Origin of the sequence: Streptomyces clavifer, from assembly GCF_036345975.1 — a bacterium.
Taxonomy (GTDB): Bacteria; Actinomycetota; Actinomycetes; order Streptomycetales; family Streptomycetaceae; genus Streptomyces; species Streptomyces clavifer.
The window spans coordinates 7578728-7591871 of sequence record NZ_CP107793.1 but is presented as its reverse complement, the minus strand read 5'-3'; the positions used below and the strand labels follow the sequence as shown (position 1 = coordinate 7591871).

The 13144-nt window shown below is 68.4% G+C and carries 8 protein-coding genes and 2 pseudogenes; 5 read left to right on the top strand and 5 right to left on the bottom strand.

Going from position 1 to position 13144, the window contains the following annotated elements:
* Window positions 1-94 precede the first annotated feature (94 nt).
* On the top strand, window positions 95-1033 hold the full coding sequence (locus OG927_RS32915; protein WP_330321271.1) for a hypothetical protein: 939 nt from the start codon (window positions 95-97) through the stop codon (window positions 1031-1033).
* 565 nt (window positions 1034-1598) lie between these two features.
* Window positions 1599-2364: pseudogene (locus OG927_RS32910) on the top strand (EamA family transporter).
* Window positions 2365-2608: 244 nt separating this feature from the next.
* Here the strand turns inward: OG927_RS32910 and OG927_RS32905 are convergent.
* The 4 genes from OG927_RS32905 to OG927_RS32890 all read right to left on the bottom strand — a co-directional run bounded on the left by OG927_RS32905 (window position 2609) and on the right by OG927_RS32890 (window position 8238).
* Window positions 2609-3085 carry a (2Fe-2S)-binding protein gene (locus tag OG927_RS32905; RefSeq protein ID WP_056792884.1) on the bottom strand — a complete coding sequence of 159 codons (477 nt, stop codon included), beginning with the start codon at window positions 3083-3085 and terminating at the stop codon, window positions 2609-2611.
* A gap of 15 nt (window positions 3086-3100) precedes the next feature.
* Window positions 3101-5410: a molybdopterin cofactor-binding domain-containing protein gene (locus OG927_RS32900; protein WP_330321270.1), complete on the bottom strand. Its 2310-nt coding sequence runs from the start codon at window positions 5408-5410 to the stop codon at window positions 3101-3103.
* Window positions 5411-5628: 218 nt separating this feature from the next.
* Entirely contained in the window at window positions 5629-6852 is a 1224-nt protein-coding gene (locus OG927_RS32895) for an oxygenase MpaB family protein (RefSeq protein WP_330321269.1), read from the bottom strand.
* Between the two features lie 150 nt (window positions 6853-7002).
* A complete protein-coding gene (locus OG927_RS32890) occupies window positions 7003-8238 on the bottom strand; it encodes an oxygenase MpaB family protein (RefSeq protein WP_124280118.1) in 1236 nt (411 codons plus the stop codon).
* Between the two features lie 888 nt (window positions 8239-9126).
* Here OG927_RS32890 and OG927_RS32885 point away from each other — a divergent pair.
* The 3 genes from OG927_RS32885 (at window position 9127) to OG927_RS32875 (ending at window position 12317) form a co-directional block, all read left to right on the top strand.
* Window positions 9127-10944, top strand: coding sequence for an AMP-dependent synthetase/ligase (locus tag OG927_RS32885; RefSeq protein WP_124280119.1), 1818 nt, complete (start codon window positions 9127-9129; stop codon window positions 10942-10944).
* 34 nt (window positions 10945-10978) lie between these two features.
* Complete coding sequence (locus OG927_RS32880; RefSeq protein ID WP_056792880.1) at window positions 10979-11599, top strand: TetR/AcrR family transcriptional regulator; 621 nt, start codon at window positions 10979-10981, stop codon at window positions 11597-11599.
* 115 nt (window positions 11600-11714) lie between these two features.
* Window positions 11715-12317 carry a GNAT family N-acetyltransferase gene (locus tag OG927_RS32875; protein WP_241191635.1) on the top strand — a complete coding sequence of 201 codons (603 nt, stop codon included), beginning with the start codon at window positions 11715-11717 and terminating at the stop codon, window positions 12315-12317.
* A 163-nt stretch (window positions 12318-12480) separates the two neighbouring features.
* Here OG927_RS32875 and OG927_RS32870 read toward each other — a convergent pair.
* Window positions 12481-12805: pseudogene (locus tag OG927_RS32870) on the bottom strand (IS5-like element IS4811 family transposase); the annotation flags it as partial.
* Between the last annotated feature and the right edge of the window lie 339 nt (window positions 12806-13144).

The following is a 13144-nucleotide window of genomic DNA, read 5'->3' as shown; positions in this document are numbered from 1 at the left end:
CACCCCGGCACAGCGGGCGGGGCTGCTCGACGATCCGGACCCCGCGGTCCGTGAAGCGGCGCAGGGCAGGAACTGGGAGCTGGACCCGGAACGGGTGGAGGCCGAGCTGCCGTCCATCCGTCCGAGCAGCAGGCCGTTCGTGCTCGGCAGGTGCGCTCTGTCGCCCGCGCTCGTCGAGCAGTGCTTCGCGGACGACACGGTGCACGCCCTGGCCCGGAACCCCCACACTCCGGCCGACGCCGTCGCCCGGCTCGCCCGGCATTCCGAGGCGAAGGTCCGCGCGATGGTCGCCGCCCGGCCAGACCTGGGACCGGACCTGGTGGCGGACCTGAGGGAGGACCCGGACGAGGACGTGCGGATGCGCGCTCGCCTCCACCCCTTCTCCCGCACCTGGATCGAGTACGACGTGATCGACCGGGTCATCGGGCACGGTCCTGAATGCGTCTGCCCGATCACCGAGCCGGACCCTGACCCGGCCACCCTGCCGTCGCCCGGCTGGTTCGCCGCCTGCGCGGTGTCCGGGGAACCGGTGCTCCGCCGGGTTGCGGCGAGCTGGTCCGGCCTGCCCGCAGAACTCGTCGGGACACTCGCGCAGGACGATGACGAGGAGGTCCGGATCCGGCTGGCCTGCAACCACCCATGTGCTCCGTCACACCTCCTCCTGAGCGTCTTCGTCACCCACCCGGACCACCGTTCGGACCTGCTGAGGCTGCCGGGCTTCCCGCGCACCGGCCTGACCCACCTCATCGGCCACCCGGATCCCGAGGTACGCGCCCTGGCCGCAGCCGATCCCACCCTGCCCAGACCCCCGGTGGACGATCCCGACGAGGCGGTGCGTCGGGCCGCCGCCGCCAACCCGAGCCTGACCCCGGAAGCCCTGGAGACCCTCCTCACCGCCCCCCGCACCGCGGAAGGCGCCGCGGCCAATCCGTCCCTCCCCGTACCCCGCATGCACGCACTCCTCGACCGCTGCCTCAACGGAGCCGCCACCCCACCAACCGCGGCGGGACGCCGAGAGGCGACGCCCGCGTAGCCATCACAGGCAGGGCAACCTCTGCCCGCCGTCAGCCGACGCCAACACGCCAGACAGGCGTTTCCAAGTCTCGTTTCTGGCACAGGCCTTGAGGAGTCGTCGCGGAGCGTTTCCTCGGCGTTCGATCTGCGGGTAGGCGATTTCTGGCGTTCGACACGAAGCCGACACATCGCCATCAGGAGTGATGGGAAGTCAGGGGGTGGCATGCACGGGGTGAGCAGTCGTCTCCTGGGCAGCCGGTCAACCGATGCAGATCGGACGACAGCAGCCACTTGATCATCTCGTGACAGCCGCCCGCCCTGGATGCACGCCCTGCCCCAGGAAACCAGCGTTCTACGCCGCTGCCACCCACCTGCTGGCACCAGCACGCCCACTCACAGTGCCCTCGTCCACGATCGCGACGAGACATCGCGGCTGCCGCAGTTCCACATCCACGGCTCAAGCGTATTGACAGGGCAGCAGCTGCATCTTGTGCAAGGGAGTCACCGCCGCAGCACCGGGGCATGCCAGCAGTCACCACTCCCCCGACCTCGCCCCGAAGCCCGGCTCGGAGCGGCCGGCCGGCGTGATCACCATGCTCGGCAGCGGTCTCTCCCACCAGACCGGCGCCGCGATCCATCCCCTGGCCTTCCCGGTCCTGGGACCGGTGGGTGTCGTCGCCGTTCGCCAGTACGTCGCCGTGATCGTCCTGACAGCCTTCGGACGGCCCCGCCTGCGCACCTTCACCAGGAGACAGTGGTGGCCCGTGATGCTGTTGGCACTCATCTTCGGAACGATGAACCTGTTGCTGTACTGCGCAATCGACCGCATCGGCCTCGGTCTCGCGGCGACCCTGGAGTTCCTCGGCCCCCTCGACCTCGCCCTGGCCACCTCGCGCCGCCGGGTGGACGCGTGCTGTGCACTGTTCGCAGCGGCGGGGTCGTCACCCTCATGCGGCCGCAGCCTTCCGCCGACCACCTGGGGATGGGCCTGGGCCTGCAGGCCGCCGGACTCTCCGCCCTGATGTTCCTGCCGGTCGGCGTCGTCCTCGTCGTACAACGACCGCACACCGCGTGAGCCGTCGCCTGTGCGCTCGCCGCCGGCGCCCTCTCCTCGGCCGTCCCTACCTGGCGGACCTCGTCACCCTGCCCCGGGTTCCCGCCCAGAGGTTTGGGCTCCTCCTGAGCGTCAACCCCGCCGTGGTCAGCTGGATCGTCCTAGGTCAGAACCTGGGCTGGACCGCGTGGGCGGCCATCGTCACCGCCAACGCCAACGCCAACGCCTTGAGCATGGCGCGCCGGCCGGTAACGCCTGATCGCCGCGCGCCGCAGATCCGGCCCGCACTCACCTGAAGCCCCCGCGTGGCAACGCCTGCCCTGGTGGCCCGTAGGCGACGAGCCGTCCGCTGTGGTCGAGGGCCGGGCCTCGGCGGCGTTCAGGCACCCGGTGTGACCTGAGTGGTATCCATGGCCACCCCTGCAGCCGCTCCCCCGCCCCACCCAACTCCGCCGCAGAGCCGCAGAGCCGCGCCGGGACACGGCGACGTGACAGGACAACACATCCGTTCAGGAGGGAAGTTCATGGCAGCCCTCGTCATCACATGCTCCTGGCACCGGCCTTGATGGCTTCACGAATGCGGAGGTAGGTGCCGCAGCGGCAGATGTTGCGGATGCCGTCGAGATCGGCTTCGGTGATTTCGCGTCCTTCTTCCGCAGCCCGGCGCACGAGGGCGACGGCTGCCATGATCTGGCCGGGCTGGCAGTAGCCGCACTGGGCCACGTCCTGGTCGAGCCACGCCTGCTGCATGGGGTGCAGGTCTGCTCCCACCGTGCCCGGAAGGCCTTCGATCGTCGTGACTTCGTCGGTGGGGTTCAGATCCCCGACGGGAATCGCGCACGGGTTGACTGCCCTGCCGTTGAGATGGCTGGTACACGCTTTGCAGACGTTGATGCCGCAGCCGTACTTGGGGCCGGTGACACCCAGGATGTCGCGTAGCACCCACAACAGCCGCACATCGTCGGCGATGTCGACGGTGACCTGCTCGCCGTTGAGGCGGAATGTGTGCTTGGGCACGGAAGACTCCTTGCATCAGTAGGCGTGGTCGCGGCCATCGGTCGGGGACTGCGGAACGGGTGGGACCGTCGGCTTCGGCTCGAAGGAGAGTGTGCCGTGGTTGACGGGAAAGGTGGTGGGCATTGTTCCGGTCGCACGTCCGTACGCGCAGGCGACCGCGGCCATCGTCGCTGCGACGCCCAGCTCGCCCGCGCCACCGGGCTTCCCCGTGGTGTCCGGCATGATGATGATGTCCAGCTCGGGTGGAGTGTTCCACTGCCGGGTGTAGAAGTAGTTGTCCCAGCTGGCTTCCAGGAAGTACCCGTCACGCAGGTGCAGGCTGGAGGTGAGGGCGAGCGCGATGCCATCCATGGCGCAGCCCATCATCTGGGCCTCCAGCCCTCGGGGGTTGATGGTGAGGCCGGCGTCCACGGCGAGGACGATCCTGGTGACACGTGGTCCGGCGACGCCGTCGCGGATCGGCCGGTTCACGGTCTCGGGCCGGCAGTCGATTTCCACCAGGACCGCGCTGGCCGAGTGGTATTCGGAGTGGAGCGCGATGCCCTGCGCCGTTCCCTCGGGCATCGGCCGGCCCCAGCGCCCGGCTTCGGCGACTTTTTCCAGCACCGCGAGGGATCGGTGGTCCCTGAGGAAGTCGCGGCGGAACCGGTACGGATCCTTTCCCATCTTCGCTGCCAGTTGGTCGATGACGAGTTCCCGCGCGCACGTGACGTCGGGAGAGTAGACGTTGCGCATACTGCCGGTGTTGAAGCTCTTGTCGGTCTCGTTCAGCAGTCGGCTGTTGACGCCGAAGTTGTACGGCATCGACTGGGAGAGCTGGAAGAAGGTCTCGGAGAATCCGAGGTCTGCCACCGGAAGTTTCGCCGCCAGGGCGGTGAAGATCTCTCCGAAGCCATGACTGAGGTCGGTGGCGACGCTGGTGTGGCGTTGCTTGTAGCTGAGGACGGTGTCCCCCACGTAGGAGATGCGCACGCGGGACGTGGCCATGGGATGCGTACGTCCCTGGCGGGAGTCGTCGGCCCGGTGCCACATGAGTTTGACCGGTTTGCCGATCCTCTCGGAGATCTCGACGGCTTCCAGCGCCGCATCGAAGAAGAGCTTGCGCCCGAAGGACCCGCCGCCTTCCGTGACATGCACCGTCACCGCGCTCAGCGGCAGCCCCAGCTTGGCCGCGATCGCCTCCTTCGCGACGATCGGCGCCTTGAGGCTGGACCAGATCTCGGCACGGTCGGACCGCACGTCGGCGATGGCGCAGTTGGGCTCCAGCGCACTGTTGCTGCGGAAGTGAAAAGTGAACCTGCCTTCGACGCTCGGGGTCAGCGGCGGGAGCCCCATCGTGATTTCCGCGGCCTTGAGTTCCCTGAGCACGGACTCGTCGCTCTTGCCTTTCGCGCTGCCCGGCACCCACGACACCTTCAGGGCGCGTACGCCGTCGATGCACTGGCCGAAGGTCCGGGCGCGTACGGCCACGCCGCTCTTGATGACGACAACGTCCGTGACACCCGGCATGGCCCGGACCTCGTCGACGTTGGCGACGGATCCGACCTTTCCGTTGATCGTGGGCGGACGGCACACCATGGTCGGGAAGGCGTCGGGAATGGTGAGGTCCATCGCGAACTTCTTGCGTCCGGTGACCGCGTCGAGAGCGTCGATGCGACGCTGCGGAGTGCCGATGACGGTGAACTGCTCGGCCGGCTTGAGTTCGGCGGCGACCTGCTGGGTTCGTACGGCCGCGGCCTTCTCGGCCAGCGCACCGATGCCGATGGTCCGTCCTGCGGGGCCGATGACCACGCCCGCCCTGATGGTGACCTCGGTCAGGGCCGCACCGAATGCCGTCGCCGCGGCCTCCAGCAGCCTCCCGCGCGCGATGGCCGCGGCGACCCGGACGGGGGTGTAGGTCGCGATGGTCGTGTTGGACCCCCCGGTGAGCTGGTTGAACACGAGTTCCGGCCGCGCGTCCGCCAAGGTGACGCGCACCTTGGCGAGGGGCACATCCATTTCCTCGGCGATCAGCATGGCCGTCGACGTGGTGATGCCCTGCCCCACCTCGGCCCGCGGCAGCGCGAAGGACACCGTGCCGTCCGTGTGGACCTGGACGGTGATCAAGCCGGAGGTCGGCAGAGCAGCCAAGGTCATGACATCGTTGAGGTCGACCAGCTCTGTGATGTCGGCCGAAGGCACGTCGGCTCTGGCCTGCTCGGCAGGTACGAGTTCGGCGGCGGTCACCAGGGTCGGTGCCGCCAGTACGAATCCCAGGAACCTGCGCCTGTCGAAGGCCTGGCTCCCGGGCGGCCGCTGGGCCCCCCGGTCGTCACCGTTCGCCATCGGTCTCCTCTCCCGTGCGCCCTTGCGGCGTCATCTGTCCGGGAGTCTGGCGGAGGACTCGTCCCGGCGTCCCGTTTCGGCGCGAACTGGTCGGTGGTTGCATGGTGCGGTTCGGCTCCGGTTGGGGTGATGGGTGGTGCTGCCAGGGGCGGTGGATGGTGCCACCCCTGGCAGCGTCAGGTGGCTGTACGCATGGGCGGTGGGTGCTGCGGAGCCGCTCAGGACGGACGGTTGACGTCCGGGATGTCGATGGCGATGGGCCGCCCTTCGGCGAGGAAGAGCAGGATGAACTTACGGAGCGCTTCCTCCAGCGTCCAGAGGACCGCGGGGACGGCGGGCAGGGGGATCAAGCCCTCACGGAAGGCCACCAGCAGCGGCCACGCGGTCGATATGAGCTTCTCCAGGATCGGCTGCCTGGACAGGCCGATCATGTCGCCGACCTCACCGCCGAGCGTGTACCGGGTGAAGGCGCTGATCAGAGGGCGTGTCAGGCCGGCGTCGAGTTCGGCCACGATCCCGAGAAGGACGTTGGTCAGTGCCTCACCCTCCGGACTGTGGGCGAGAATCGGATCGAGGACCTGCTTGGACTGGGCGTTGGCCGCGTCCCACGAGGCTGGGATGTATTCGTCGCTGACGCCGAGCATGTGCGCACTCACCTGCCACACGTGCAGGTACGCCTCCGAGTCGGCGGCGTTGACCCGGACACCCCACTCCTTCATCCTGCGCATGACAAACGTGGCCAGGCTGTGCCAGGTGACCATGATGTCGGCCTGGCTGATCGGGATCTTCTGACCCCCGCTGGTCTGGGACCACCCCGGGGACTGCGGCAGCAGATGGCGTACCGCGGCGTGCACCATGCGCGTCTTCACGGCGGTCACGATCATCGAGCCCTGCGGCAGGTACGCGTCCAGGTCCCCGATGTCGTAACCGAGCCGCGCGGTCTTCGCGATGCGGTCCTTCATGTCCGCGCCGCCCTTGGAGTAGTAGACGGCGCGCGCCTCCCTGGGAATGGCGGTGCTCATCAGGCCGCTGCCGAGGCCGTACAGAGCCCCGACGTAGATGCCCTTGGTCTTGCTGAACTGGGCAGCGCGATAGAGTTTGCCCTTGTCCGCCCAGGGCGGCATCTGACGGGCGTGCTCCATGAACTCCTTGAGGTCCGCCGGGAGTCCGTCGGGCAGGGGCTGGTCGTTACGGGTCCACCGCTTCAACAGTGTGTTGACCCGGGGTACGTCGCCGCGGTCGATCACGGAGGCGAGCACCGGGTCCGCTTCCTCGTCCCACACCCACTCCGGGTCGACGCCCGCCCCCGTGCCCGCCACCGACGCGCTGGGCGACCAGGTCCACACAGACCGGGCGCGGGCGGGAGATGCCGCCGCCAGCGCACCGATGGCCCCCAGCGTCCCGCCCGTCACCAACATCTTGCGCCTGCTGAGTCCGTCCATTGCTCTGAGCTCCTTCTTGAGTTCTGAATCGGTGAGCACCAGGAGAGGGGGGAACCGAAACGCGCCCGAGCCGTCCGGAGTCCGTACCGGTGCCGAGAACCGCGCCCCGGCCCGCTGCCGGCTGGCGCACCACACCTGACGGGCGTGGCTTCAGCTGGATCCGGGCCGGTTGGTGTCGGGGATCTCGATCCGGGTGCCCCGGCCCTTGGTGAGGTAGAAGAGGATGTACTGACGAGCGGCCTCGTCGATCGTCCAGGCGAGGGGCGGCACGAACGGCAGAGGGATCAGCTTCTCCCGGAAGGCGATCAGCTTCGGCCAGACGGTAGCGATCACCTTTCCCCAGAACGCCTCCTCGGGGATGCCGTTCATGTCGGCGATCCGGTCACCGACGAGGAAGCGGGCGAGTGCGTCGACGAGTGGGCGGTCGATGCCGCCGGGGCTCGTCTGCTCGGCGAGCTGGCCCAGCAGGATGTCGGTCAGCTCGACGCCCTCTTTGGTGGAGGCGAGGATCGGGTCGAGGACCTGCTTGGACTGGGCGTTGGCCGCGTCCCACGTGGCGGGGATGTACTCGTCGCGGACGCCCAGCATGTGCGCGGTCACCTGCCACACGTGCAGATAGGCCGATGAGTCGGCCTGGCTGATCGGGATCTTCCATTCGACCAGCTTCTGCATCGCGTAGGTGGCCAGGCTGTGCCAGGTGACCATGATGTCGGCCTGGCTGATCGGGATCTTCTGGCCGTCGCCGGTCCGGGTCCATCCCGGGGACTGCGGCAGCAGGTGACGGACCGCGGCGTGCACCATCCGGGTCTTGACGGCGTGCACGATGACATCGCCGTCCGGACGGTAGGCGTTGAGGTCTCCGATGGCGAAGCCCAGCAGGCTCGTCTTGGCGACGCGGTCCTCCATGTCGGCGCCGCCCTTGGAGTAGTAAACGGACCGCGCCTCCCTGGGGATGGCGGTGCTCAGCATCCCGCCTCCCACTCCGTTGAGCAGATTGAGGTAGAAACCCCGGGACTTGTTGAACTCGGCCGCGGTCTCCAGCTTGTCCCGGTCGGCCCAGTAGGGCAGTTGCCGGGACTTCTGCATGAAGTCGTGCACGTCCTGCGGGAGTCCTGCCGGTAGCTCCTGGTCGTTGCGGGTCCAGGCGCGCAGCAGCCCGTTGACCCTGGGCACGTCACCGCGGTCGATCACCGAGGCCATCAGCCGGTCCACCTCGTCGTCCCATACCCATTCCGGGTCCAGGCCCTCTCCCGTGCCGGCGATCGACGCAGCCGGGGCCCATGTCCACAGCGACCGCGCGTCGGCCGTCGACGCCGCACCCCATGCCCCGACGGCCCCCAGGGCCCCGCCCGCCATCAACATCTTGCGCCTACTGAGTCCATCCATAGCCCCGAACTCCTCCTTGAGTCCTTCAGCCCTGAGGTTCTCCAGCTTGGTACAATGAAACATATTGGGCATCTCTGTGTCACCAGATGAGCACAGGCGAGCCAGGAACGCCAGAGCCCTGCCGAAATCAGGAGGCGCCTGCGGAACCGGACCTCGCGTGACGTTCCGGCACCCGCTCCATGCCGGAGTTCGCGATGGGTGACGCCGTCGAGGGCGCCCACGCCGATGAGGGGGCGGTGCGACTGTGAAGCACGGTCGTAGCTCACCGAGCGTCTGCACCGTGGTCCGGGAGCGCAGGTGTCCACCCTCGGCGAGCACAGCGCCTCGGTTGCGGCCCTTGAACGGAACCGCGGGCCTCTCCAAGTAGCCACCGGCCCGCGCCCGGGCGGCCCGCTGCTGCGAACGCACCGCGTATGCGTCTGCGGCGATGCCCATGACCTGACCACCCTCCGGCGGGGCGGGCCCCGAACGCGATGCCGTCCGGGCGCGCGGGATCCTGGCCCTGGTGGCGCGGCCGGGCTCGTCGATCAGCCCGATCACCACCGGCACGGGCTTGATCTGGTACAGCGATCCGTTCCCCCTCTGTCCTGGTGGGGTGCGGATCGCCTCGTAGGTGAATGCCTAGGGCCCCGCTCACCGGCCTCGCCCTCCTCCCGTCCACTGCGTGGCGCATTCGGGGAGGCCAGGAAAGAGCTTAATTGGCGAAGTGTCAACAGTACGCACATGAGGCAACTGAACGCCTCGGAAGGCAACTTGCAGCTTCGCCGAGGGTGACTGGCGGGAACGAGGATGGCGTTTGCTCCATCTGTTGACACTCTGCCAAGAGTCGGTTCACTGTGGGCACCGCTCGACAAGTCCGTTCACGGATCGCGGTGGAAGGAGCTCTCCGTGACCACAGCAAAGCCGCTGCCCCAGCCCTCCGAGGCGCTGACGATTCCCCGCCTGCTGCGCCGCAACGCACAGGAATTCGCCCAGCGGCCCGCGCTGAGCACCGGATTCGGACCACATTCGGGGACCCTGACCTGGACTCAGCTGCGGGCCGAGGTCGCCGCTCTCACCCGCGGCCTCGTCACGCTCGGCCTGGACCGGGGCGACCGCGTCCTCATCGCGATGTCCAGGCGCGCGGAGCACTGGATCGCGGACCTGGCCGCGGTTCACATCGGAGCCCTGCCGTGCAGCACGTACGACACGCTGAGCACGGCGCAGATCGGCGCTCTTGCCCGGCACAGCGCGGCCACCGTCCTCGTCCTGGAGGGCGAGGAGCAGATGCGGCGCTGGCGGCCGGTCCTGAAAGATCTGCCGCATCTGCGCGCTGTCGTCATCCTCGACTGGGACGCGGCCCCGGCCGACGATCCGCGCTTCGTCGGCTACACGGCCGTGCGAGGCGCACTGCCGCCCGACGACTCCTCGTTCGAGGCCCTCACCGACGCCGCAGACCCTGACCAGCCGCTGGCACTGGTGTACACCTCAGGCACCACAGGCGACCCCAAAGGTGTGGTGCTCTCCCACCGCAACGTGGTTCACGAGTCATTGATGCAGGACGAGCTCGTCCCCGTTCCGGAGCACCCGCGGACACTCGCCTACCTGCCGATGGCACACATAGCCGAGCGGGTGCTCGGGATCTACGTGCCGATCTGCAACGCCGGTCACGTCACGATCTGCCCGGAGCCCACTCAGCTGATGCCCGCGCTGCTCGCGGTACGCCCGCACGGCTTCTTCGGGGTCCCCCGTGTGTGGGAGAAGCTCGCGGCCGGCCTGCGGGCACAGCTCGCGACACTCCCCGGGGAACAGGCCACGGCCGTGGCCCACGCCCGGAAGACCGCACTCGAGGCGTACCGCCTACGCTCCGAAGGCGAAGCGATCCCGGCGGAGCTCGCCAGGACGCTCGAGCAGCAGGACACACAGGTGCTGCGGCCCATCCTGGCCGCCATCGGATTCGACCGGTGCCACCGGGCCTTCAGCGGGGCAGCGCCGATACCCCCCGCCGTCCTGGAGTTCCTGGCGAGCATCGGGCTTCCGGTGTACGAGGTGTGGGGCCTCGGCGAGACCACGGGCGCGGTGACGGTCAGCACACCGGAAAGCTTCGCGCTCGGCTCGGTCGGGAGGCCGGGGCCGGGCATCGAGGTCAGGGAAGCCGACGACGGCGAACTGTTCGTCCGGGGCCCGGTCGTCTTCTCCGGCTACCTGCAGGCCGACGGCCGCGTCGAGACCGCGACCGACGCAGAGGGGTGGCTGCCCACCGGCGACGTCGGAACGGTCTACTCACGGGGCATCGTCACCCTCACCGACCGCAAGAGGGAGATCATCATCACCGCCGGCGGCAAGAACATCGCCCCGACACGGAACGAGTCCCTCCTGCGCGCACATCCGCTGGTCGCCCAGGCCGTCGCCATCGGCGACGGGAGGCGCTACGTCACCGCGCTGCTGGTCCTCGACGAGGAGGCAGCCCCGCTCTGGGCCCGGGCGAACGGCATCGCGGCTGCCGACCCGATCGAGCTGTCCCGCCACCCGGAAGTGGTGTCGGCCCTGGATGAACTGGTCTCCGAGGTGAACGGGGTGCTCTCCCACGCGGAGCAGGTGAAGCAGCACCGCGTCCTGCCCGGCCCGTGGACCACGGAAACCGGCGAGCTCACCCCGAAGCTGAGCCTGCGCCGCCGTGCCGTCGACCAACTGCACGCTGCCACGATCGAGTCCATGTACACATAGGTCGGTTCATCGCGACCACGGAAGGAACGACCTCATGGACGTACAGCGCCAGGACAGGCGACGCCGGATGGAGCCGGATGCCCGACGCGCCGAGATCCTCGGTGTCGCCCGCAGGCTGTTCGGAGCAGGGGGCTACACCACGGTGTCCATCTCGGACATCGCGGCCGAGGCAGGCGTGGCCCGCGCCCTTGTCAACCACTACTTCGGTGGCAAGCGGCAGCTTTATCTGGAGGTGGTACGACAGATGATGGTCGTCCCCGCGTCCGTCTCGGAACGACTGCCTCCGACCACCCCCGAGGAACGCCTGTCCATCTGCGTCGACCGCTGGCTCGAAGTCGTCGAGCGCAACCGGGACATGTGGCTCTCGGCCATCGGCCTGGAGTCCCTCGGCAACGATCCGGAGATCGACCAGATCATGCTCGAAGCGGACGAGGTCGCCACCGACCGGATCCTCGAGGCCGCCATGATGACCGACGTCACAGAGGGCCGGACCAAGCTCAGGGCGATGATCCGTGCGCACAGCAGCATGCTCAAGGCCGCGTCCAGGGAGTGGCTGGTACGAGGGACGCTCAGCCGCAGCGACCTGCACGTGATACTGACACGCACCGTCCTTCACCTGCTCCACACCGTTCACCCCGCCCTCCGGGACGACTGAACACCCTGGCCGGAATCCTCGAGGGGGAACCGTCGCGCCCCGAGTCCTGTCGGACGAAGACGGCGACCTGGTCAGAGCGACGGGGGCTCTCGGTTGTCCCACCTATCGAGCGCCCATGATCGGGACAACCAAGCGCGCCCCGTGGCACGACAGCGCGTTCACCCGTGCCATGGTTGCTGCCATGACAGTTGGCGCGGTTCCCGGCAGTGAGGTCGTACTCGAGACAAGTCGCCTGCTGCTCAGACCTTGGCGGGTAGCCGAGGCGGTCGTCCAGCATGAGCTGTGGACCGAACGTGATCCACGAGTGCCGCCGCACCGCCGAATCGACGCGGACGGACACCCCACGGTCGCGGAGCTCGAGGGTTCGATCCGCACCAACCAGCTGTGGTCGACCGGGTTGCTGGCGGTCGAGCGGAAGGCATCTCGTGACGTCATCGGCTACTGCGGGCTGGTCGACAGCGAGCGAGGGTCGGCAGGAGAACCTGAACTGGCATTCGAGCTGCTACGCCGAGTTTGGCGTCAGGGATACGCGACCGAGGCATCGTTGGCGGTTCTGGAATGGGCGAGATCATCTGGGTACGAACGTCTGTGGGCCACGGTCTGGGACTGGAACACCGCTTCTCGACGTGTGCTGGCCAAGGTCGGATTCACTGAAACCGAGCGGAAGGAAGTGGACGCGGTGTACGGAACCAACCTGTTCACCACGAGACGGCTCTGACACACCCCGTATTGACCCTGCGGACGCTCTGCGTCGACGGCTGACGCCGAGTCCCCTGGTGCGAATTGCCCTGTGGAGCCGTCGTAGTGGTGCGACAATCAGGTTGGTTTGAGGCCCAGTGATCTCTTGGTGGGACTGATGACCGTCAGTGCCAAGAGGATCAGTCGCGTTGGGCTTCGCGGGAGGGCGACTGCCCGCTGCGGGAGCTTCGGCGGGTGATCCACCTGGTCATAAGGGTGATTGCAACCCAGGTGATGAGTGATTCCGCGTGCTGGACGAACCGTTCGCAGTCCCGTGCGTGCCGACGGGCGCGCATGACCCAGACGTGTGAGCGTTCGACGCCCCGGCGCCGGGGCAGAGCGACGAACCCGGGGACGTTATGTGGGCGGGCTGACGGTCTTGATCGTCGAGTTCAGGTAGGTCTTCACACAGGTCACGAGCTGTCCGGCATGGGCGGAGTCGGCCCAGACGATGATGATCTCGGGGTGCGCCTACGGGACGGCTCGCCTGGCCCGACTGCTGCGGCGCCGGGACGTCCGAGAACCTCGTTACCGCGACCGGCGACCTGAACGTGAAGGCAATGACCGGCGGCAGAGCTTGTGCAACGCGCCGAGGCCGCTGCGTTCGGTGGGGGTGCCGTGCTCGGCCCGGCGGCAGCGACGGGCACCGATCGGGCGGCACCGGGGGCAGCACGCACGGTTCGCATCGTGCGGGCGGGTCGCCGGTCCCCGTACGAAGGGAACGCCGACGAAGGCACTGACGCCGGAAGACGGTGCGCAGGCCCTCTCGCGGGCCCCGGCCGGGCGGCGGCAGGTCGTCTGAGGGGC